Origin of the sequence: Roseomonas fluvialis, from assembly GCF_022846615.1 — a bacterium.
Taxonomy (GTDB): Bacteria; Pseudomonadota; Alphaproteobacteria; order Acetobacterales; family Acetobacteraceae; genus Neoroseomonas; species Neoroseomonas fluvialis.
The window spans coordinates 972,242-993,563 of the sequence record NZ_AP025637.1 but is presented as its reverse complement, the minus strand read 5'-3'; the positions used below and the strand labels follow the sequence as shown (position 1 = coordinate 993,563).

Sequence of the window (21,322 nt, the reverse complement as noted above, 5' to 3'; positions counted from 1 at the left end):
CCGGCGACCGTTCAGATCCCGACCGGCGACCGCAGCGCGCTGCCATCGAAGAAGCGCCCCAGCGCGAAAGCCGCCGGGTCCACCACCGGCGGCGCATCCCCCGCCAGGTCCGCCGCCAGCCGCCCCGCGCCCAGCCCGATCCCAAAGCCGTGCCCGCTGAAGCCGGCCGCCACCACAAGGCCCGGCAGCGCAGCGACCTTCGAGATCACCGGCACCGCATCCGGCGTGGAATCGATCCACCCCGCCCAGAGTCGCGCCGCCTGGATGCCCGCCAGTTCGGGATAGGCCGAGACGATCGCATCGATCGCCGGCTGCACGATCGACGCCTTGGGCGTCGCCTCCAGCACGCGCATCCGCTCGAACACGGTTGGCTTGTCGAACGACCAGCGCCCGTGCAGCGCGTCAGGCCCTTCGAAGAACGATCGCCCGACGCGCAGCTCCACCATCTTCCAGTTCTTGCGCAGGCTGGGCAGGAACTGGCGTGCGTAGCGGATGCCCGCCGGCGTCAGCTCCAGCCGGCCGCGCGCCTTCGCCGCCACCAGGTATCCGCCATCGAGCAGCGGCGTCAGGATGAAGTCCGGCGTCGACAAAGGACCGGGGCTGATCTGCTTCGCCGGTGTCGTCGCGAAGATGGTCGAGTGCACCGAGGATTGCGGCATATCCAGCCCATGCCGGCGCAGGAACATCGACGCCCAGGCCCCCGCCGCCAGCACCACCGCCTGGGCGCCGATGCGCCCTCGCTCGGTGAACACGCCGCTGATCCGACCGCCGGTGGTATCCAGCCCGCGTACCGCCGTGTCCTGGTGCAGGGTCACGCCGCGCGTGCGCGCCGCCTTGGCCAGCGCCGGGGCAGCCATGGCGGGCTCTCCGCGCCCGTCGCGCGGGGAGACCACGCCACCGATCCAGTCCTGCACGTTGCCGGGCGTGCGCGCCTTCGCTTCGGCCGCATCGATCATGCGCGCGCCCACCTGGTAGGGCTGCGCCATGTCCAGCCAGGCCTGCCAGGTCGCGAGCTGCTGCGGGTCCTTGGTCACGTAGACCAGGCCGCTGCGGCGGAAGCCCATGTCGGCGCCGATCTCGCCGGGCAACGTGTCCCACAGATGCTGGCTGTGCAGCATGAGCGGGATCTCGCGCTCGTCGCGGTTGAGCGTACGGCACCAGCCCCAGTTGCGGCTGGACTGCTCGCCCGCGACGACGCCCTTTTCCAACAGCGCGACCGAATGCCCCGCCTTGGCCAGGTGCCAGGCGGCCGAGGCGCCGATGATGCCGGCGCCGATCACGACCACGTCCGCCGACTCGGGCAGCGTGGCATCGCTCTCGATGAGGTCGAGCCTGCGTGTCGCGACCATCAGGCGTCGAGCTCCCGATAGCCTTCGCCCCGTTCCGCGAAGGCGGCCCGAACTGCCGCGGCGTCGTCGGCTGCCGATGCGCGCAGCATGGCGACCAGGTGGATCTTCAGGCCGAAGCGCCAGCGGTACGTGAGGTCGCTCATGATTCGTGTCATCGCCGCGCCGGCGTCCGCTGTCCAGATCGCTTCACGCGCCCGACCGCTCGGGCCCGAAGCGACATCGCCGCGATGCGCGGCGGGCGACGCAGTGCCCCGGCCTGGTCCTGATTCGGCCGGTAGCGCGCCGGCCAATCGCTGTGCTGGATGGAACGCCGCACGGCTGGGCCGGCTTGCGCCACCATCGCGCAGCACAGCACACCGAGCCGTACCATCCTGTCGCGGCGCTGGCCGAGCTCGCGCAGATTGCGGAGTCCGGACGCGTGCTGATGCACGGCAGGCGCGGCCGGATCGGCTGCGTGTCCCTTCGTCACCCTGCTTCACATTGCCGTGATGATGTGGGATTGATCCGACAACGCTCTGAATTCCCGGCCAGCGCCCCGCGGATGTGTGCAAGCGCGTCAATCAGCGGTTCATCGCCAGGCATGCAATCTTGCCCCGACCAAGGTTTCCCGGGGGGACGATGCCGCCTGACGCCACCACCGAGACCGACGCCGTTTTCGAGGCGGCGGTGGCGTCGTTGCGCAGCTTCTGCCTGCCGCCGACGCCGCAGAACTACGCCATCTGGTTCGAGTTCCACGCCGGGCACAACGACAAGCTGCACCGCGCGCTGACCATCGCGATGAGCAATCGCCGCAGCATCGACAGTTTCATGATGGCCGAACTCCACGACCTGTTCTTCGCCGACAGCGTGGAACGCCGCGCCGCGCGCGAAGCGCAGACAACGCTGCGCGAGGCCGCCGGACGGATCCTCGCCGCCGGCGCCGATGCCGAGCGCTACGGCGAGACGCTGAGCGAGGCCGCCGTCACCATCGACACCGACACCCATGGCCTGGCCGACATGATCGCCCGCCTGGCGGAGGAAACCACGGCGCTCTCGGCCCGTTCGGCCGAACTGGGCCAGGCGCTGCGCCAGTCCGGCGACCGCATCGCGGATCTCGAGAAGAAGCTCGCCGCGGCGCATGACGCGGCGCTGACAGATGCGCTGACCACCTTGCCCAATCGCCGTGCCTTCGACGCCATGGTGCGCGAACAGGCGGGGCTCGCGATGAACACCGGGGAGACGCTGTCGCTGCTCATGCTCGACATCGACCATTTCAAGAAGGTCAATGATTCCTGGGGACACGCGGTGGGCGATGCGGTGCTGCGCCTGGTCGCCGCCACGCTCGACCAGCACCGCCCACAGACCGCGCGCGTGGCGCGCTATGGCGGGGAGGAATTCGCCATGCTGCTGCCTGCCACCTCGCTGCACGACGCCGCGGCGCATGCCGAACGCCTGCGCGGGGCGCTTGCGGCCCGGCGCATCAGCCTGCGCGCCAATGCCGAGACGATCGGCAGTGTCACCATCTCGGTCGGCGCGGCGCGCTACGAACCCGCCGAACCCATCGGCAGTTGGATCGAGCGCGCCGACGCCGCGCTGTACCGCGCCAAGCGCGAGGGGCGGAACCGCGTGGTGGTGGAACACCGCTCTTCCGCCGCCTGACCCGTCATAAGCTGATGCCGCGCGCCGCCAGCGCCTTCAGGAAGTTCGGCTCCGGATTGGGCAGCGGCGGCAGGTCCCAGGACCCGGTGCCGATCGGGCGGATGTCCCGGTCCACCGGCACTTCGACCAGGTAGGGGCGGTTCGCGCGGATCGCGGTCTGGATTGCGTCCTCCACCTCGCCGGCATGGGTCACGCGGTGGGAGGGTACGCCAAAGGACTTCGCCATCATCGCGAAGTCCGGGCTGTAGAGCTCCCCGGAGCGCTGGTTCTCGAAGGCGGTGGCGAGTTCGCGGCCGCCGAACATGCCGTGCTGGATGTCGCGGATCGAACAGAAGCCGTTGTTGTTCCACACCACCCAGACCACCGGGATGTCGTATTCGACGGCCGTGGCCAGCGCATGCGGCGTCATCAGGAATGACCCGTCGCCGACCACCGCGACGCAGGGCCGGTCGGGGGCGGCGAGCTTGGCGCCCAGGATGCCCGAGGTCGCAAAGCCCATCGCCGCGAAGCCCCAGGAATGGATCAGATGGCGCGGGCGCAGCGTGTCCATCAACTGGATGATCCAGTTGTGGTGCACGCCGACGTCGCTCGCGACGACCGCGTTCTCGGGGATGGCACGCGACAGCGCGCGCATCAGCCGTTCGGGGCGCAGCGGCATCTGGTCAGATTGCGCGAGGCCGTCCTGGTACTCGCGCCAGACGGCGCGTCCCTTCTCCAGCCGCGCCAGCCATGGCGCGATGGAACGCCCGGCATTCAGCCGCCCGCGCGCGGCCTCGATCAGGAATTCGAGACTGGCCTTCGCGTCTCCCAGGATGCCGTATTCGGCCGGGTAGTTGCGGCCGATCTCGGTGGGGTCGATGTCGATCTGGATCAGGCGCGAGGGCGGTATCGACAGCGTGTAGCCATCGAGCCAGGCGCTGGTCGCGCGATCATCGAAGGAGAAGCCGATCGCCAGAATGACATCGGCGTTGCGCGTTGCGTCATTTGCCGCGTAGGCGCCGTTGCGTCCCGTCGCGCCGAAGGCGAGCGCATGGCGATCGGGGATGGCGCCCTTACCGTTCGGGCTGGTCACCACCGGGATACCGGTCAGTTCCGCGAAGGCCAGCAGCGCGTCGCAGGCGTGGCCGATGATCACCCCCTGCCCCGCGATGATGACCGGCTGCTGCGCCGACCGCAGCACGTCGAGCGCGGCGGAGAGCTCCGCCGGATTGCCCGGCGCGCCGTTGATCATGCGGCTCGGCGCGTCGGAAGGCGTGTAGGCGGTCTCCTCCACGAACACGTTCAGCGGCACATCCAGGTTCACCGGACCCGGTCGCCCGGCGGTGAGCTGGTCCCAGGCCTGCGTGATCGCCAACGGCACCATGTCGGCGCGCGTGGGCTGGTAGGACCGCTTCACGTAGGGGCGGATGACGGAGGGGAAATCACCCTGGAAATGCCGCCCCGTCTCCTGGAACGGCCCGCGGTTGAACTGCTGCGTCGGCACATTGCCGGTGATGGCGAGGAAGGCGCTGCTGTCCATCATCGCGGCCGCCAGCGCGACCACCATGTTCGCCGAACCCGGCCCGCAGGAGGTGAAGGTCGCCACCGGTTCCCCACGCACCTTGTAGTAGGCATCCGCCATGTGGCCGGCGGTCTGCTCGTGATGCGTCGAGACGGTGCGGATGCGGTTCTGCGCCTTGAATGCCGCATCCATGAAGCCGGTGATGCCGTGCCCGCACAGCCCGAACAGATAGGGCACGTTGCGACGCGTGAGGTGGTCCACGATGATGTCGGCGCCGTTCATCAGCGCCGCCTTGCTGCTGCCGTCCATGGTCTGTGTTTCCTCGCGTTTCTTGGGGTTCAGGCGGCCGCCACGGACGGGCTGCCGAGCATGCGGGAGATGCGCGCGGCACTCGCCTTCACGCGCGGGATCAGTTCGGCGATGCGCGCCGGGTCCATGCGCGAGGCAGGGGCGGAGATCGCCACCGCCGCGGTCGGCCGGCCGGATCGGTCGGTGATCGGCGCGGCGATGCAGCGCAGGCCGTCCTCGATCTCCTCCTCGTCCAGCGCGTAGCCATCGAGGCGGATGCGGTGTAGGCGTTCGCGCAGCGCCTGCGGCGTGGTGATGGTGTTCGCCGTGAAGCGCACCAGGCCGTGGCGGGCGACGATGCCATCCACCTCGGCATCCGGCAGGTAGGCCATCAGCGCCTTGCCCAGCGCGCTGGCATGCGCCGGGCTGCGCTTGCCGACCGCGGAGTGCATCCGCACTGCATGGGTGCCGTCCACTATCTGCACGGTGACGACAACGCCCTCGTGCAGGATCCCGACATGCACGGTCTCGCCGGTCGATTCCGCCAGGTCCTGCAGGGGCGGCAGCGCCTGCCAGCGGAGCTGTTCGTTGCGCATCGCCGCCGCCCCCAGCGCCTGCAGCCTCAGCCCCAGAGCGTAGCGGCCCGTCGCTGCGTCCTTCGCCAGGTAGCCAAAGCCCTCGAGCGTGTGCAGCACGCGGAAGACCGTCGCCTTGTTCTGGTTCAAATGCGTGGCGAGGTCCGACAGCGTCCAGCTGTCGCGTTCGGCGAAGCAGTCCAGCACCTCAAGCCCGCGATGCAGCGAGGCGAGGAGGTAGGGGTCCTTCGCGCCACGCGGGGCGGGGACGGCATCGCTGGGGGGCATATCGCGGGTCTCCTGCACCAGGCGGTCGAACCGCCTGGCGAAACATGTTCGCCCGCTTTCTAGCCTTGACGCGCATTTCCGAAAAGCGTTTCGCTATGCGCAACACCAACGGCCGCGCGACGGCCGATACGGGAGGACCAGGAATGAAACGCCTTTTCGCCGCCGCCACAGCCTTGCTGCTGGCCTGCGCCGCCCTGCCCGCCCGCGCGCAGGACTTCCCGACGCGGCAGATCACCATGCTGGTGGTCTTCGCCCCCGGCGGCGCGACCGACGTGCTGGCGCGCATCGTGGCCGAGCACATGACCCGCACGCTCGGTCGCCCAGTGGTGGTGGAGAATGTCTCCGGCGCCGGCGGTACCATCGGCGGCGCGCGCGGCGCGCAGGCCGCGCCGGATGGCTACACGCTGACGGTGGGCAGCCTGGGCAGTCATTCGGCGGCGCCGTCGATCTATCGTTCCATCGCCTATGACCCGCGCGAGCTGCAGCCGATCGGGCTGATCGCCGGCACGCCACTGTTCTTCGTGGTGCGCAACGGGCACCCCGCGCGTACGCTGCAGGAGTTCATCGCGATGGCGCGCGCCAATCCCGGCGGCGTCACCAATGGCCACGCCGGGATCGGATCCACCAACCACCTGGCCTGCGCGTTGTTCCAGCACCTGGCGCGCGTGGAGCTGAACAACATTCCCTATCGCGGCGAAGGCCCCGCGCTGAACGACGTGGTGGCGCAGACGGTGGACAGTGCCTGCCTGCTGGCGCCAGCCGCCGTGCCGCAAATCCAGGCCGGCACCATGCGCGGCCTGCTGACCGGCGCGGCGACGCGCAATGCGAACGCGCCGGGCGTGCCCTCGGCGCCGGAGGCCGGTCTGCCGGACTACATCTTCCAGGGCTGGAACGCGGTGTTCGCGCCACGCGGCACACCCGCGCCGGTCGTCGCGCGCCTCGACCAGGCGCTGCGCGCGGCGGTGAACGACCCCGCCATCCGCCAGCGGATCGAGGGCCTTGGATCGATCCCGGCAGATACCGAAGCGCAGGGGCCGGAGGCGCTGTCGCGCCTGGTGCGGTCCGAGGTGGATCGCTGGGCGACGGTGGTGCGTGCCGCCGGCATCCAACCGCAGTAGCCGCGCGCGGAGTAGGCGCTGCGGCCGCACGCAACGCCAGGAGGCGTCAGACGGCGAGGTCGCTCGCCAAATGGAATAGGCAATCCCCGCGCTTCGTCCGCGCGGGGATCCGCTTGCACATGACGATGCCAGTGGCCTTGAAGGCGATCTCGACCGGCGGCAGCCACGGCGTCTCGGGGATGTGGATGCGCGCGGCAGGCGTGCCGGGGGTCACCATGTCGCCGAGTTCGACCAGCGGTTCAAACACGCCGTTCTCCGGCGCATAGACGTACATCTCGGGCCCGCGCACATCGAGGAAGCGCGTCGGCGCGGGCGGTTCAACGAAGTGTTCGCGGCCCAGGATGCCGAGATGCGCGAGCAGGTTCCGCAACCCGCGCTCCGCGATGGCGAGGCCCGAGGCATTCACCGCCCCCGCGCCGCCCAGTTCTGTGCCGAGCGAAATCCGCCCTCGCCGATCGGCGCCACTGCCCAGCGTCTGGTCCCCGCCCTGTCCCTGCGCGCCGCCCTGAATGTAGGTATAGGGCGCGCCAAATGCGCGCAGCGCGGCCAACTGCTTCTGGTACAGCGCGGGATCGGCCGACTGCTTCGCCAGCGCGGTCGGGATGTAGTTCAGCGACGACCCGCCCGAATGCAGGTCGATCACCAGATCGGCCAGCGGGATGAGTTCGCTGTCGATGTAGTGCGCGATCTGCCGCGTGACCGTGCCGTCCGGGTCGCCGGGGAAGATGCGGTTCATGTTGAGGTCATCGATCGGCGAGACGCGACGCCCCACCAGCGCGGCGGGGTAGTTCGCCATCGGCAGCATGATGACGCGCCCGCGGATGGCCGCAGGGTCCAGCCACTTGATGAGGTTGGTCAGCGCGACCTGGCCTTCGTATTCGTCGCCGTGGTTGCCGGAGCTGAACAGCGCGGTCGGACCCTCGCCGTTCTTCACCACCACGATCGGGATCGGCAGGAAGCCGTAGGCGCTGTCATGCGTCGAATGGAACAGGCGTATGAAGCCGGTCTGCTTGCCGTCCTTGCCGAAATCGACTTCGGGAGTCAGGCGCGACTTGCGGGTTTCGGGCATGGCAATCCTCAGGAGGCGATCAGGTGGCAGGCGACCTGGTGGCCCGGCGCCGGTTCGGTCAGCGGCGGCGCACGTTCGCGGCAGACGGGCATGACGTGCGGGCAGCGCGTGTGGAAGCGGCAGCCCGAGGGCGGGTTCAGCGCGGAGGGAATGTCGCCAGCAATCCGCTGGCGCTTGCCGCGCGAGCGCTGCGACGGGTGCTGCGCCGGGACCGCGGCGATCAGCGCTTGCGTGTAGGGATGCAGCGGCGCGGCGTAGATGCTTTTCTTGTCCGCGACCTCGACCACCTTGCCGAGATACATCACCGCCACGCGGTCGGAGATGTGGCGCACCACGGACAGGTCATGCGCGATGAACAGGTAGGTGAGGCCCATCTCGCGCTGCAGATCCTGCAGCAGGTTGACGATCTGCGCCTGCACCGAAACGTCGAGCGCGGAGACCGCCTCGTCGCACACGATCAGCCGCGGATGCAGCACCAGCGCACGCGCGATGCCGATGCGCTGGCGCTGGCCGCCGGAGAACTCATGCGGGAAGCGGTCGAGCGCGCGGGCCGGCAGGCCGACCTTCTCCAGCATCTGAGACACCTTGCGGCGCGTGTCCGCGCCCTGCTTGGCGCCGTGGATGATGAGGGGTTCGGCGATGATGTCCTCGACCGACATGCGCGGGTTCAGCGCGCCGTAAGGGTCCTGGAAGATGATCTGCATGGAGCGGCGATGCGCGCGCATCTCCATCCGCTTGAGCGCCGTGATGTCGATGCCGTCGAAGGTGATGCGCCCGGCGGTGGGTTCGATCAGGCGGATCAGCAGCCGGCCCAGCGTGGACTTGCCACAGCCGGATTCGCCGACCAGGCCGAGCGTCTCGCCGGCCTGTATGCCCAGCGCCACGTCATCCACCGCGCGCAGCAGCAGCGGCTTGCGAAGGCCGAAGAAGCCGCCGCCGCCAACCTCGAAGGCCTTGGACAGGCCGGTTGCCGTGACCAGGGGCGCGGTCATGCCGGCGCCAGCTCCTTCGCGCGGAAGCAGGCGGCGGTGTGGCCGGGCTCCAGCACTTCCAGCGGAGGCACCGCTGCGGCGCAGGCCGGTAGCGCATGCTGGCAGCGCGGGCCGAAGGCGCAGCCGGGCGGGCGCCGTGCGGGGTCGGGTAGCGTGCCGGGAATGGCGACCAGGCGCGCGCGGTCCTCGGTGAGCGAGGGCACGCATTCGAGCAGCCCACGCGTATACGGATGCAACGGACGGTCGAAGATGGTGGCGACCGGCGCTTCCTCGATGACACGGCCGGCGTACATGACCAGCACGCGGTCGGCGGTCTCAGCGATCACGCCCATGTTGTGGGTGATGATGATGACACCCATGCCGAATTCGTCGCGCAGGTCCATCAGCAGGTCGAGGATCTGCGCCTGGATGGTGACGTCCAGCGCCGTGGTGGGCTCGTCCGCGATCAGCAGCTTAGGATTGCAGGCGAGCGCCATGGCGATCATCACGCGCTGGCGCTGCCCGCCCGACATCTGGTGCGGGTAGTCGTCGAGCCGCCGCGCGGCGGAGGGAATGCCGACCTTGTCGAGCATGGTGATGGCGCGCTTCCGCAGGTCCGACTGCGACAGGCGTTCATGCGCGGCGATGGTCTCCATGATCTGGTCACCGATCGAGAAGACCGGGTTCAGCGAGGTCATCGGCTCCTGAAAGATCATCGAGATCCCCGGGCCGCGGATGCGCTGCATGTCGCGTTCGGACATGCGCGTGAGGGACTGGCCGTTGAAGGTGACTTCGCCCGCTGCGATGCGCGCCGGCGGGCGCGGCAGCAGGTCCATGATGGTCAGCGCCGTGACCGACTTGCCCGATCCGGATTCGCCGACGATGCCGAGGATCTCGCCTTCCTTCAGCGAGAAGGACACGTCCTCGACGGCGTTGATCTCGCCGCGGCCGGTCATGAAGGCGGTGGTGAGGCCGCGGACGTCGAGCAAAGTCACTGCTGGATCCTGAGCCGCGGGTCGAGCACGTCGCGCAGCCCATCGCCGAGCAGGTTCAGCCCCATCACGGTGATCATCAGCGCAACGCCGGGGATGGTGATGATCCAGGGTGCCTCGCGCATGAAGTCGCGGCCCTCGGCCATGATGTTGCCCCAGGTGGGCGTGGGCGGCACCGCGCCAACGCCGAGGAAGGAGAGCGTGGCCTCCGACAGCACCGCATAGGCGAACAGGAAGGACAGCTGCACGATCATCGGCGCCATGGCGTTGGGCAGGATGTGGTGGCGCAGGATGCGCCAATGCCCCGCGCCGGCGGCGACGGCGGCCTGCACATATTCCATCTCCCGCAGCACGATGACGGAGGAGCGCACGATGCGCGCGGTGCGCGGGATGTACACGATCGACAGCGCCAGGATGACGTTCAGCGTGGACGGCCCCAGCACCGACGTCACAGCGATGGCGAGCAGGATGGCGGGGAAGGCCATCAGCGCGTCATTTACCCGCATCAGCGCGTTGTCGAGCCGCTTGAAGTAACCAGCCGCCGCGCCGATCAGCGTCCCGAACACCGCGTTCAGCGCCACGACGGAGGCGCCGATGATCATCGACAGCTGCGCCCCCCAGACCACGCGCGACCACAACGACCGCCCGAAATTGTCGGTACCGAACAACCAGTTGCTATCGGGCGGCAGGAATTTGTTGCGCATCGACAGGCGCTGCGGATCGACCGCCGTGATCCAGGGCGCGGCCGCGGCGATCACGGCGATGATGCCGAACAGCACAAGCCCCGTGACGAACAGCCTGTGATGAAACAGCCGCCGCAGCGTGGCGCGCGCGGGGTGTTCGCGGGTTTCGGCGATGCCTTCCGCGTCACTCATGGCGCACCCGCGGGTCGAGCACGGCGTAGAGCGTATCCACCGTGATGTTCACCAGCACCAGGAAGGTGGTCACCAGCAGCAGCCCGCCCTGCACCATCGGATAGTCGCGGTTCAGCACTGCCTGGGTCAGCAGCTGGCCCATGCCGGGGATGGAGAACAGCGCCTCGGTCACCACCGCGCCCGAAAGCAGCAGCGAGACGATGATGCCGACCACCGTCACGATCGGGATCAGCGCATTGGCCAGGGCGTGCTTCAGGATGACGCGCCGCTGCGGCAGGCCCTTCGCCTTGGCGGTACGGATATAGTCCTGGCGCAGCACCTCCAGCATGGACGACCGCGTGATCCGTGCCAGCAGTCCCGCCTGCAGCAGCGCCAGCGAGAAAGCCGGCATGGTCATGCTGCGCAGCCAGCCGATTGGGCTCTCACTGAACGGCACGTAGCCGCCCGAGGGCAGCCAGCCCAGGTGCACCGCAAACAGGATGATCATCAGCAGGCCGAGGAAGAAGTTCGGCACGCTGATCCCGATCATGGCGAACATCATTGCCGCCTGGTCGATCCAGGTGTTCTGCTTCAACGCCGCGATGATGCCGCTGGCGATGCCGATGATCAGCGTGAAGACCAGCGCGTACAAGGACAGCGCAATGGTCACCGGCAGCCGTTCCATCGTGGCGGCAAACACGCCTTTGCCCAGCAGCAGCGACCGACCGAGATCGCCGCGCGCCAGCCCCTCGTAGTAGTGGACCAACTGCATCCACAGCGGCTCATCCAGGCCGAGGTCCCGGCGCAATTGTTCGATCTGCGCCGGCGTGGCCGCGATGCCCGCGATGGCGGCCGCCGGGTCGCCCGGGATCAGCCGCATCAGCCCGAAGGAGATCAGGCTGACAATCAGCAGGACCGGCAGCGCCGAGAACAGCCGCCGGACAAGAACGCCGAACACGCTACCGCGTGATCCAGACGTTGGAGAAACGCGGGATGCGGAACGGCACGTAGCCCTGCACGTTCGACCGCACCGCCTGCACCTTGGTCAGTGATCCGAAGGGATAGGCATAGGCACGTTCCAGCACCAGGCGCTGCATGTCGGCGAAGGCCTGCTGGCGCGCCGCCGGATCCCGCTCATTGTTCATGCGGTTCCAGGCGGCGAGCACATCCGGGTCGTCCTTGTCGTCGCGCGGGCGGTAATTCGCGCCCGGCGCCACCAGGAACTGCATCGTCGCCAGCGCGCCTAGCGCCGGCTGCGTGCCCCAGCCCGAATGGAAGAAGTGCCATTCGTCGCTGTTCACCCGCTGCGACATCTGCACCGAGGTCGGCCAGTCCACCACGCGCAGGTTCGCGTTGATGCCGACCGCGCGCATCTGCTGCTGCATGACCAGCGCCGCGTTGTACATCGGCGGATAGTCACGGTTGGTCAGGATGATGATGGGCTCGTTGCGATAGCCGGATTCACGCAGCAGCGTGCGGGCGCGCGCCGGGTCGTTGATGTTGTAGGTCTCGCGCCCGGCATCGGTGAACGAAGGCTGGTTCGGATACTGGAAGCCGACATTCAGGCGGTAGTTGCCGTCGGTCGCGGCATCCATGATGTCTTCCATGCCGAGCGCGGCCTGCACCGCACGCCGGAAGGCCAGGTTCGCGGTCGGCCCATGCGCGGTGTTCGGCAGCGCGATCTGGATCCACCAGTTCTGCAGCGGCAGGATGGTGATAGCGCTGTTGCGACGCAGCGTGTCGAGCGAACGCGTGGGAACGTCCTCCACCGCCTGCAGCGCGCCGGTCTCAAGCCCCGCCACGCGGGCGGAAGCTTCCGTCACGATGCGGAAGGTCACGGTGTCCACGCAGGCCACGCGATAGCCGCCGAAGCCGGTGCGTTGCTCGAACGCCGTGTTCGGGCTGTAGGCGTCGAAGCGGCCCAGCCGCGCATGGCTGCCGGGGACGAATTCCAGAAGCCGGAAGGGGCCGGTGCCGACCGGGCGCAACTGCTGCCGGTCGTCATTCTCGTGCTCGGACGGGATCACCACAATCGGCACGGAGAAGGAGGACAGCGCCTCGATGAAGGTCGGCTGCACCTGCTTCATGCGGATGACGAAGGTGCGCGGGTCGGGCGTGTCCCAGCCCGCCACGTTGTCGAGCGTGCTGCGCTGCAGCCCGATGCGATTGTAGCGGTTGAACGACGCCGCGACATCGGCCGAGGTCATCGGCTTGCCGTTGTGGAAGGTAACGCCCTGCCGCAGGCGGAATGTGTAGGTCAGGCCGTCCGGCGCTTCCTCCATGCTCTCCGCGAGTTCGAGAATGGGGCGGTTGTTCTCGTCCCGCGTCATCAGCGATTCGTACATGTTCATCGCGATGTTGCGGGTCGAGATGGTGCTGGACGTCATCTGGTCCAGCGAATTCACGTTGGCTTCCTGCCCGAAGACGATATCTCCGCCGCGCGACGGGCAGGTGAAGGGCGCGGCCACGGCCGGCAGCGCGAAAGTCGCGGCGAAGGTGGACGCTAGCAGCAGGCGCTTCATGGGCAGGGTCTCCCGATCAGGCGTGGCGTCAGTCCAGGGGCAAGCGTCGCGCGCAGGCCGCGGCGCGTCAACACGCCTTCACGGCGCAGCGAAGCGACGCAGCACGTTCTCCATGATGCGACTGACCGGCCCCTGGAACGCGCCGTCCTGCCAGAGGCTGCCGCACCAGGTGATCGATCCCGTCGCAAAGACGCTGCCGCCGCCCGGCGTGTCGAACATCACGATCTCGGCGCGCTTGAGCGCGGCGGCCGGTTCGCCGGTCACGGTGTTGACGTGGGAGAGCAGTTCCTCGGGCACCGTCACGAAGGAGGCTGGCGGATCCTCCGACCGTGCCAGGATGGCGGTGCCCTCCGGCGTCCCAAGCGCTGCGTCGGCACGATCGAGTTCGAACCCGGCCGCGCCTCCGCCGGACAGGCCGTAGCCGCCGAAGGTCTCGCCCTCCACGCCCTCGAACACCCAGGCGTGCCTTGGGTCGCGCGCGGCGGGCAGCAGCCGGTAGTGGGTGCCTTCGAAAAGCCCCTGGCCGGAGAAGCCGACGCCGGCCAGCATCTGCGGCGGACGGCGGTTGCGCCGCCACAGCCCGCCATGCGCGCCATCCGTCTGGTGCCAGTATTCGCCTGGTTCCGCGGCCCAGGCGCGGATGCCGCCCTCGGCTCGGCGCAGTTCCAGCATCCCCGGCAGCGTCTGCGTCACCGCAATCCGCCAGTAGAAGCCATTGCCACCGAGGTACATGAGCCGTCCGCGCCCGCGCGTGTAAGCCTGCAGCGCATCGAGCGTCTGCAGCGTGTGATACTCCGGATGGGACCCGGTCATCACCACGCGATACGGCGCGAGCAGCGCGGCGCCTTCCTCGTGCAGGTCCTCGTCGGTGATCACGTCGAAGGCGATGCGCTTGGCCTCGAGCCAGGCGAGCAGGTGCGTATCCGCCGGATAATGCCGCAGTCCCGACCCGCGCGCGTCGTTGAAGGTCAGGTAGCCGGGCCGCATGGTCAGGATCGGTCGCAACCGCGAGGAAAAGGCGATGCCGCTCCGGTCCGGGTGCCGGTTGTAGGTGGACCGTCCGTAGACCGGGTAATCGTCCGCATTGTGCGGATAGGCTCCCCACTCCGTGACGCGCGCGCGATACGCCTCATCCGCATTGCCGCGCGCGTGATTGGCGTAGGCCTGGTACGTGAAGGTGGATGCCAGGAACGCGACCGGCGCCGTCGTTGTCCCGCGCGGCGGCAGCACATAGAGCGGCAGCCAATCCTCGCCACCCGCGCAGGCGAGGTGCAGCGCATAGGCGCCGCTGCGCAGATCGGCCGGTACGCCGAAGGTGAAGCTCGTGCGCCAGCCGCAATCGGCCAGGTCGTCGGCGTTGAACTGGATGGCGCCGTAATCCTCGGGGGCGTGGCGCCAGCACATCTCGCGCCCCGACCAGCGCGCGCCGACCATCGCACGTGTCGGCACGTTCACCAGGTGGCCGTCGCAGCCCTGCGGCCCGATGTCGAGGATGCGCTGCGTCGGGATGTCGCGGGCGAAGTCCCATCCGGCGACCAGCGTCGGGTCGCGCGCATCAAGCGGCAGGTCTGGCTGCGGCCAGGCCTCATGGAAGGCGGCGTGCAGCGACGGTGCTTCGATCTTGCCGGTGAAGTGCGCGCCGGCCGGTGTCGCGCCATCGGCGGCGATCGTGACGCGCCCCCCGCCCGTGGGCAGGCGAAGCCCGGCGACGATGCCCGCGGCCTTGGTCGCCGCGCCGCCCTCGAACGGTTGCATCCCGACGACGACGCGGCCGCTGGCGGGATCGGCGCTCAGCCACAGCCGATGCCATCGGCGCGGCGCGGGTGCGCCCCCGGTCGCCAGCCGCACGGCGCCCCCGGCCCCGGTGACGGTCGCGACCACGCCGTCGGCATCGAGGGCGAGGCTGATGGCTGCGCCGGCCTCGTGCTCGGCCATGATTGTCGCTGCGCCCGGCGAGGCCGCAAACCAGATCAGCGCCGACCAGCTGCAAGGTCCCTCGGCGCGGTGCGGCGCACGCGGCACCACGGCATGCGACCCGGCATGGATCGCCTGGCGTTCGCCGTCGAATGTGATGTCGAAGCGGTGCGAGAGATCCTCAAAGCGCAGCCCCGGGCCGTCGGGATTCGGGTCGCCGCTGATCACGCGTAGCAGGCGCGCGCGCACCGGGCCGCCATCGCGCGCGCTGACCATGGCGCGGAAGCGTTCCCCGGGACGGCGCGACAAGCGGTCGAGGTAGCCGGTGACCGGCAGTTCGGCGATCGGGGACGTCATGCGGCACCTCCGTCGCCCAGCGTCAGCCCGACGGCAGTGCCCGTCAATCGCATGGCATTGGCGGACCGTGCGGCTTCGTGGCAGCGTGGCGTCGAAGCGACAGGGGGCCCCGATGGCGACGATCGTGCACAGCCTGACCGACAGCAAGGCCGAGGAGCGCGAATGGGCGCTGCGCTGCGACATGGCGGCGGTGTTCCGCATCGGCGCGCGGCTCGGCTGGAACGAGCATATCGGCAACCACAATTCGCTGATGCTGCCGGACAGCGCGGAGCCGCTGTTCCTGATCAATCCGCGCGGCTACCTGTTCCAGGAACTGCGCGCGAGCGACCTCATCGTCTGCGACCTGGAAGGCCGCGTCGTGCGCGGAAAGGGCGAATTGCGCAAGGTCGCCTTCCACATCCACTGCCGCATCCACCTTGCGAATCCCGCCGCGGCCTGTGTCGTGCACGTTCATCCGCGCTGGCTGACCGCGCTGTCGATGCTGGAGGACGTGGAGTTCCCGCTGTCGCATCACAACTCGCTGCTGCTGAACGACCGCACGGTCTATGACGCTTCGGGCGACGCCCCGGTGCATTCCAACGACGAGGGCGACCGCATCGCCCGGCTGATGGGCGACAAGACCATCATGGTGATGCGCGGCCACGGCGTGACGGTGGTCGGCCCCACCGTGCACGACGCCTTCGACGAAACCTACATGGCCGAGCGCACGACCATGTACCAGATGACCGCCATGCAGACCGGGCGGAAGCTGCACGCCCTGCCGGACTCCGCGCGCCGCAACCACACCGGTGCCTGGGGCGAGAAGCTGGATGCGCGCCTGCACCTCGATGCGTGGCGCCGCGTGCTGGATCGCGAGGAAGCCGACTACGCGACCTAACGCCTAGAGCCCGAACAGCATGCGGCCGGGGATCGCGTCGATCAGGCTGCGCGTATAGGGGCTTTGAGGGTTGGCGAAGACGGCGCCGATCGGGCCGGCTTCCTCGACGATGCCATTGCGCATCACCGCCACCTCGTCACAGAGCTGCGCGGCCACGCGCAGATCATGCGTGATGAACAGGATCGACAGGCCGAGCCGCGCCTGGAGGTCGCGCAGCAATTGCAGCACCTGCGCCTGCACGCTGACGTCCAGCGCGCTGACGGGTTCGTCCGCCACCAGCACCTGCGGTTTCATCGCCAGCGCGCGCGCGATGCCGATACGCTGGCGCTGGCCGCCGGAGAATTCATGCGGGTAGCGATCCACAGATTCGGGATCGAGGCCGACCAGCGCGAACAGGTCGCGCGCGTCCCGCTGGGCCGTGGCAGCCGGCGTTCCCGCCGCGATCGGACCCTGCGCCACCTGCGCGCCGGCCCGCCGACGCGGGTTGAGCGACGCATAGGGGTCCTGGAACACCATCTGCACCATGCTGGCCGCATCGCGCCGGCGGTTGGGCAACGGCGCGCCGCCGATCACCACCTGCCCGCCATCGGCCCCCAGCAGCCCGACCACGCAACGCGCCAGCGTGGACTTGCCCGACCCGCTCTCGCCCACCACCGCGAGCGTGCTGCCGCGCTTCAGCGTGACCGTGACATCATCCAGCGCGCGCACCGGCTTGCGACGTCGGAACAGCCCGCGGGAGACATAGGTCTTGGTCAGGCCGCGCACCTGCAGCACCTCGTCTGCCGACAGCGCGCGCGGCTGCGGCGCATGGAGCCCCGGCACGGCGGCCAGGAGCGCCTTGGTGTAGTCGTGCTGCGGGTTGGTCAGCACCTCGCGCGCCGTGCCTTCCTCGACCACGCGGCCGAGGCGCATGACCGCCACACGATCGGCGATCTCGGCCACCACACCGAAGTCGTGGGTGATGAACATGACCGCCGTGCCGTGGCGCTTCTGCAGGTCCTTGATGAGCGCCAACACCTGCGCCTGGGTGGTGACGTCCAAGGCGGTGGTGGGTTCGTCGCAGACCAGCACCTCGGGTTCCAGCGCCAGCGCCATGGCGATCATCACGCGCTGTCGCTGGCCGCCGGAGAGTTCATGCGGGAAGACGCGCAGCGCGCCTTCGGGGTCGGGCAGGTTCACCTCGCGCAGCGCGGCCAGGGCGCGGCGTTCGGCCTCGCGCGCATCCAGGTGCATGTGGACGCGCCACATCTCGCTGATCTGCGCGCCCACGCTCATCAGAGGGTTCAGCGCGGTCATGGGTTCCTGGAAGACCATGGCGATGCGCCGGCCGCGGATGGCGCGCCAGGCCTCGGGCGACTGCGCGCGCAAATCCTCGCCGGACAGCGCCATGCGTCCGGCGGCTATGGACAGCCCCGGCGCCAGCAGCCCCATCACCGCCGACGCGGTGACCGACTTTCCCGACCCGCTCTCGCCCACCACGCACAGGATCTCCCCTGCCGCGACGGTCAGCGACACATCCTCGATGGCGTTCTCACGGTCCGCTCCGCGCGGCAGGCGGATGGTCAGGTTCTCGACGACCAGGCGGCTCATCGGCCGCTCGCCAGGCGCGGGTTCAGCGCGTCATTCAGCCCCTGCCCCACCAGCGACACACCGAGGATGGTCAGCAGGATCGCGACACCGGGTATGGCCGAGACATACCACTCCGTTCGCAGCACGCTGCGTCCCAACCCGATCAGGTTTCCCCAGGACGGTACGTTCGGGTCGGACAATTGCAGGAAGGCCAGCGCGGATTCCAGCAGGATCGCCACCGCCATCACCACGGATGCATAGACGATCACCGGCGGCAGCGCATTGGGCAGCACCTCCCGCAGGATCAGGTGCGCATCGCCCAGGCCCTGCACGCGGCAGGCCTGCACGAAGTCCCGCGTCCGCAGCGTGAGGAACTCGGCCCGCGTCAGCCGCGCGACCGGCGGCCAGGACACCAGGCCGATCGCGACCGTCACGGTGCCCATGGTGCTGCCGAATACCGCCACCAGAACCAGCAGCAGCAGAAAATTGGGGAGGGTCTGGAACGCCTCGGTCACGCGCATCAGCAGCGTGTCGGTGATGCCGCCGTAGAAGCCGGCCACCGCGCCAATGGCGATGCCGATGACCACCGCGATCGACGTCGCCACCACGCCGATCAGCAGGGATATCCGCGCGCCATGGAACAGCTGTGCGGCGATGTCGCGACCGGAGGGGTCGGTGCCCAACGGGAAGCGCGGATTAGCCCCGGGCCACTGCAGCGGCCGGCCCGCGAGCCCCAGCGGATCCCCTGGATAGAACCAGGTCGCGCCCACCCCCATGACCAGCACTGCCAGCAGGATCGCCGTGCCGATCAGCGCCGCCGGGCTGCGCAGATACGCGGCCAGGGCGCGCATCAGGACTCCGCAGCGATGCGCGGGTCGAGCCGCGCATAGAGGATGTCGACGATGAAGTTGATGCTGATCACCAGCAGCGCCGAGACGAAGACGATGCCGAGCAGCGTATTGAGATCCCGCTGGACCACGCTCTCATAGGCAAGGCGCCCCAGGCCCGGCAGCGAGAAGACGCTCTCCACCACCACCGATCCGCCCAGCATTGTGCCGGCCTGCAGCCCGATCAGCGTGACCATCGGCAGCATGGCGTTGCGCAGCACATGCCGCGCCACGACGCGCGTCTCGGACAATCCCTTGGCCCGCGCCGTGCGCACGAAATCGAGCGACAGCACCTCGAGCATCGACGCCCGCATGATGCGCAGGTAGATCGCGAGGAAGATCAGCCCCAGCGTCAGCGTCGGCAGCACCAGGTGCCGTGCCGTGTCCAGCACCGCCGCGATGCCGGTGTAGGATTGCGTGATGTCGCCGAACCCGCCGGCCGGCAGCCACTGCAGGTACACGCTGAACACGACGATCGCCATCAGCCCGAACCAGAAGGACGGCATCGCGTAGAAGATCAGGCCCAGCGTCGAGATCAGCGTATCCGGCCAGCGATTCACCCGCCGCGCCGCGACCACCCCCAGCACCAGCCCGAAGAAGAAGGCGAAGGACAGCGCCGAGATCATCAGCAGGATGGTGGGCGGCAGGCGCTCCAGGATCACCGTCGCAACCGGCTTGCCGTAGATGGCCGAGAAGCCAAGGTCGAGCGTCAGCAGCCGCAGCATGTAGCGCCCGAGCTGTGCGGCGATGCCCACGTCCAGCCCGTAGAAGCGGCGCAGCTCCTCAGCCAGCGCCGCATCGCCACCACCCATCTGCGCCATCAGCGCATCGACGGTGTCCCCTGGCGCGAGTTGCAGCAGCAGGAACATCCCCGCCAGGATCAGCAGCAGTGTCGGCAGCGATGCCGCCAGACGCCGCAGCGCGAGGCCGAGAACCCTCAAGACGCCAGCCAGGTGTCGTGCCAGGAGGACGACGCCCAGCGCGGATTGTTCCCCGCATTGCGGATGCGCCGGTTGAAGACAGAGACGAAGATCTGCTCGATCGGCATCCACAGAGGGAGTTCGGTCTGCACGGATCGCACGAAGTCCGCGTACAATGCCTTGCGCTTCACCGGATCGACCTCGGTGGCCGCATTGTCGATGATCCCGTCGATGTTCGCGTCGGTCCAGCCCCACTGGTTGGTCCAGGGTGCGCCGCGCGGGCTGCCCGAACGATACCAGACGGTCGTACTGACCGCCGGGTCGGAGCGGTACTGATGCCAGCCCGATGCCAGGTCGAAGTTCCAATCGTTATACACCGTCCGCAGGAAGCCCGCGGCGTCGAGCCGCACGACCTCGACGCGAATTCCCACCTGGCTCAGCGACTGCTGGATGAAGGTGGCCCACAGCGCGATGTCCTCGCCCCACGGCGCGGGGTTCAGCCGCAGGCTGAAGCGCACGCCGCCGGCACCGCGGCGATGCCCAGCCTCGTCCAGCAGACGGTTCGCCGCAGCGACGTCGAAGCCGTATTGCGGCATGGGCGTGGTCGGATAGTAGTCGGTCGAGACAGACGGGATCGGCCCGGTCCCCGGCTTCGCGAAGGGGCCGAGGAAATTCTCGATGAAGAACGGCACGTTCAGCGAATGGGCGATCGCCTTCCGCACGCGGATATCGGCCAGGATCGGGTTGCGGAAGTTGAATTCCAGCGTGTTGGTGCGGACATTGCCCTCGTTGCCGCGCGTGGTGGATTCGAAGCGCGGGTCGCGCCCGAGCCGCTGCATGTCGGCGATCGACAGCGCCGAATACGGGCTGAACAGCAGTTGCCCGGATTCCATCTGCGCTGCCGCCGCCGCACGGTCCCCCACCACGCGCCATACCACGCGATCAAGGTAGGGCATGTTGTTGCGCCAGTAGTTGGGATTGCGCTCGGCGATGATGTGCTGGCCGCGTTCGTACTGCACGAACTTGAACGGCCCGGTGCCGATCGGCGCGGTGTTCGCCGGGTTCTGGCGGATGTCGCCGGTCTCGAAGATATGCTTCGGCGAAACGTAGCCGAGGTCCGGCATCGCGCGCAGGAGCAGCCCCTGCGGCATCGGGCGGGAATAGCGGAACACCGCGGTATGCGCGTCGGGCGTTTCCACCGCTTCCAGGAACTGCTGCAGCGTGGTCCCGTAGTTCAGGATCTTCTTCCACATCTCCATTGCCGTGAACTGCACGTCGGCGGAGGTGAAGGGCTTACCGTCATGCCAGGTCACGCCGCGGCGCAGGCGGAAAGTGTGCGTCAACCCATCCGGCGCGCTCTCCCAGCTCTCGGCCAGCACGCCGACCGGATTGCCTTGCGCGTCGAGATCCAGCAGCGCCTCCTGGATCTTGCCACCCACGATGTACACGCCGGTCGAGGCCTGCAGCGACGGGTTGAGGATGCGCTGCTCGGTCGCGAAATGCACCGTCAGCACGCCGCCGCGGCGCGGCGTCTCCTGCGCCATGGCGCTGGCCGGGATCATCGCGGCGGCGCCGAGCAGGAAGGTCTCGCGGCGGGTCGGTCCGGTCATGCGTGCGTTCTCCTGTCGCGGGA

The 21,322-nt window shown here is 68.8% G+C and carries 18 protein-coding genes; 3 read left to right on the top strand and 15 right to left on the bottom strand.

The window, feature by feature from the left end:
* Positions 1-11: 11 nt before the first annotated feature.
* Both MWM08_RS04845 and MWM08_RS04840 read right to left on the bottom strand, forming a co-directional pair.
* Positions 12-1,349 carry an NAD(P)/FAD-dependent oxidoreductase gene (locus MWM08_RS04845; protein ID WP_244458344.1) on the bottom strand — a complete coding sequence of 446 codons (1,338 nt, stop codon included), beginning with the start codon at positions 1,347-1,349 and terminating at the stop codon, positions 12-14.
* The gene (locus MWM08_RS04840) at positions 1,349-1,492 is read right to left on the bottom strand and encodes a hypothetical protein (protein ID WP_244458343.1); all 144 of its coding nucleotides are present in this window, start codon (positions 1,490-1,492) and stop codon (positions 1,349-1,351) included. Before MWM08_RS04840 ends, MWM08_RS04845 begins: the two co-directional genes overlap by 1 nt.
* Positions 1,493-1,967: 475 nt before the next feature.
* Here MWM08_RS04840 and MWM08_RS04835 point away from each other — a divergent pair, with 475 nt between their 5' ends.
* A complete protein-coding gene (locus MWM08_RS04835; protein ID WP_244458342.1) occupies positions 1,968-2,987 on the top strand; it encodes a GGDEF domain-containing protein in 1,020 nt (339 codons plus the stop codon).
* Positions 2,988-2,991: 4 nt separating this feature from the next.
* On the opposite strand, the gene MWM08_RS04830 is transcribed toward MWM08_RS04835, so the two are convergent.
* Entirely contained in the window at positions 2,992-4,797 is a 1,806-nt protein-coding gene (locus MWM08_RS04830) for a thiamine pyrophosphate-binding protein (protein ID WP_244458341.1), read from the bottom strand.
* Between the two features lie 29 nt (positions 4,798-4,826).
* A complete protein-coding gene (locus MWM08_RS04825; RefSeq protein WP_244458340.1) occupies positions 4,827-5,639 on the bottom strand; it encodes an IclR family transcriptional regulator in 813 nt (270 codons plus the stop codon).
* Positions 5,640-5,782: 143 nt separating this feature from the next.
* Between MWM08_RS04825 and MWM08_RS04820 the strand changes: the two genes are divergently transcribed.
* A complete protein-coding gene (locus MWM08_RS04820) occupies positions 5,783-6,757 on the top strand; it encodes a Bug family tripartite tricarboxylate transporter substrate binding protein (protein WP_244458339.1) in 975 nt (324 codons plus the stop codon).
* A 46-nt stretch (positions 6,758-6,803) separates the two neighbouring features.
* Here the strand turns inward: MWM08_RS04820 and MWM08_RS04815 are convergent, their stop codons facing one another.
* From MWM08_RS04815 to MWM08_RS04785, 7 genes are all read right to left on the bottom strand, one after another.
* Positions 6,804-7,826 (bottom strand): succinylglutamate desuccinylase/aspartoacylase family protein, encoded by a 1,023-nt coding sequence (locus MWM08_RS04815; RefSeq protein WP_244458338.1) that lies wholly within the window; start codon positions 7,824-7,826, stop codon positions 6,804-6,806.
* 8 nt (positions 7,827-7,834) lie between these two features.
* Positions 7,835-8,818: an ABC transporter ATP-binding protein gene (locus tag MWM08_RS04810; RefSeq protein WP_244458337.1), complete on the bottom strand. Its 984-nt coding sequence runs from the start codon at positions 8,816-8,818 to the stop codon at positions 7,835-7,837.
* Positions 8,815-9,792, bottom strand: a complete 978-nt coding sequence (locus MWM08_RS04805) for an ABC transporter ATP-binding protein (RefSeq protein ID WP_279323234.1) — start codon at positions 9,790-9,792, stop codon at positions 8,815-8,817. The genes MWM08_RS04810 and MWM08_RS04805 overlap by 4 nt, the downstream gene beginning before the upstream one ends.
* Positions 9,789-10,664: an ABC transporter permease gene (locus MWM08_RS04800; protein ID WP_244458336.1), complete on the bottom strand. Its 876-nt coding sequence runs from the start codon at positions 10,662-10,664 to the stop codon at positions 9,789-9,791. The genes MWM08_RS04805 and MWM08_RS04800 overlap by 4 nt, the downstream gene beginning before the upstream one ends.
* Positions 10,657-11,601: an ABC transporter permease gene (locus MWM08_RS04795; RefSeq protein ID WP_244458335.1), complete on the bottom strand. Its 945-nt coding sequence runs from the start codon at positions 11,599-11,601 to the stop codon at positions 10,657-10,659. Before MWM08_RS04795 ends, MWM08_RS04800 begins: the two co-directional genes overlap by 8 nt.
* Position 11,602: 1 nt before the next feature.
* Positions 11,603-13,165: an ABC transporter substrate-binding protein gene (locus MWM08_RS04790; protein WP_244458334.1), complete on the bottom strand. Its 1,563-nt coding sequence runs from the start codon at positions 13,163-13,165 to the stop codon at positions 11,603-11,605.
* A 78-nt stretch (positions 13,166-13,243) separates the two neighbouring features.
* Entirely contained in the window at positions 13,244-15,436 is a 2,193-nt protein-coding gene (locus tag MWM08_RS04785) for a N,N-dimethylformamidase beta subunit family domain-containing protein (protein ID WP_244458333.1), read from the bottom strand.
* A 112-nt stretch (positions 15,437-15,548) separates the two neighbouring features.
* On the opposite strand from MWM08_RS04785, the gene MWM08_RS04780 reads away from it, so the two are divergent.
* Positions 15,549-16,313 (top strand): class II aldolase/adducin family protein, encoded by a 765-nt coding sequence (locus MWM08_RS04780; protein ID WP_244458332.1) that lies wholly within the window; start codon positions 15,549-15,551, stop codon positions 16,311-16,313.
* Positions 16,314-16,316: 3 nt separating this feature from the next.
* Here the strand turns inward: MWM08_RS04780 and MWM08_RS04775 are convergent, their stop codons facing one another.
* Genes MWM08_RS04775 through MWM08_RS04760 form a run of 4 tightly spaced genes read right to left on the bottom strand, consistent with a single transcriptional unit; the run spans position 16,317 to position 21,299 of the window.
* Positions 16,317-17,903 carry an ABC transporter ATP-binding protein gene (locus tag MWM08_RS04775; RefSeq protein ID WP_244458331.1) on the bottom strand — a complete coding sequence of 529 codons (1,587 nt, stop codon included), beginning with the start codon at positions 17,901-17,903 and terminating at the stop codon, positions 16,317-16,319.
* Positions 17,900-18,733: an ABC transporter permease gene (locus tag MWM08_RS04770; RefSeq protein ID WP_244458330.1), complete on the bottom strand. Its 834-nt coding sequence runs from the start codon at positions 18,731-18,733 to the stop codon at positions 17,900-17,902. The genes MWM08_RS04775 and MWM08_RS04770 overlap by 4 nt, the downstream gene beginning before the upstream one ends.
* On the bottom strand, positions 18,733-19,710 hold the full coding sequence (locus MWM08_RS04765) for an ABC transporter permease (RefSeq protein WP_244458329.1): 978 nt from the start codon (positions 19,708-19,710) through the stop codon (positions 18,733-18,735). The genes MWM08_RS04770 and MWM08_RS04765 overlap by 1 nt, the downstream gene beginning before the upstream one ends.
* Positions 19,707-21,299, bottom strand: coding sequence for an ABC transporter substrate-binding protein (locus tag MWM08_RS04760; protein WP_244458328.1), 1,593 nt, complete (start codon positions 21,297-21,299; stop codon positions 19,707-19,709). The genes MWM08_RS04765 and MWM08_RS04760 overlap by 4 nt, the downstream gene beginning before the upstream one ends.
* Positions 21,300-21,322: the final 23 nt, after the last annotated feature.

Excerpts from the sequence above, each read along its gene's own strand:
- MWM08_RS04845 (WP_244458344.1), bottom strand. The coding sequence starts at position 1,349 with ATGGTCGCGACACGCAGGCTCGACCTCATCGAGAGCGATGCCACGCTG.
- MWM08_RS04785 (WP_244458333.1), bottom strand. The coding sequence starts at position 15,436 with ATGACGTCCCCGATCGCCGAACTGCCGGTCACCGGCTACCTCGACCGC.
- MWM08_RS04825 (WP_244458340.1), bottom strand. The coding sequence starts at position 5,639 with ATGCCCCCCAGCGATGCCGTCCCCGCCCCGCGTGGCGCGAAGGACCCC.
- MWM08_RS04820 (WP_244458339.1), top strand. The coding sequence starts at position 5,783 with ATGAAACGCCTTTTCGCCGCCGCCACAGCCTTGCTGCTGGCCTGCGCC.
- MWM08_RS04790 (WP_244458334.1), bottom strand. The coding sequence starts at position 13,165 with ATGAAGCGCCTGCTGCTAGCGTCCACCTTCGCCGCGACTTTCGCGCTG.
- MWM08_RS04840 (WP_244458343.1), bottom strand. The coding sequence starts at position 1,492 with ATGAGCGACCTCACGTACCGCTGGCGCTTCGGCCTGAAGATCCACCTG.
- MWM08_RS04780 (WP_244458332.1), top strand. The coding sequence starts at position 15,549 with ATGGCGACGATCGTGCACAGCCTGACCGACAGCAAGGCCGAGGAGCGC.
- MWM08_RS04830 (WP_244458341.1), bottom strand. The coding sequence starts at position 4,797 with ATGGACGGCAGCAGCAAGGCGGCGCTGATGAACGGCGCCGACATCATC.
- MWM08_RS04815 (WP_244458338.1), bottom strand. The coding sequence starts at position 7,826 with ATGCCCGAAACCCGCAAGTCGCGCCTGACTCCCGAAGTCGATTTCGGC.
- MWM08_RS04810 (WP_244458337.1), bottom strand. The coding sequence starts at position 8,818 with ATGACCGCGCCCCTGGTCACGGCAACCGGCCTGTCCAAGGCCTTCGAG.
- MWM08_RS04775 (WP_244458331.1), bottom strand. The coding sequence starts at position 17,903 with ATGAGCCGCCTGGTCGTCGAGAACCTGACCATCCGCCTGCCGCGCGGA.
- MWM08_RS04770 (WP_244458330.1), bottom strand. The coding sequence starts at position 18,733 with ATGCGCGCCCTGGCCGCGTATCTGCGCAGCCCGGCGGCGCTGATCGGC.
- MWM08_RS04760 (WP_244458328.1), bottom strand. The coding sequence starts at position 21,299 with ATGACCGGACCGACCCGCCGCGAGACCTTCCTGCTCGGCGCCGCCGCG.
- MWM08_RS04800 (WP_244458336.1), bottom strand. The coding sequence starts at position 10,664 with ATGAGTGACGCGGAAGGCATCGCCGAAACCCGCGAACACCCCGCGCGC.
- MWM08_RS04835 (WP_244458342.1), top strand. The coding sequence starts at position 1,968 with ATGCCGCCTGACGCCACCACCGAGACCGACGCCGTTTTCGAGGCGGCG.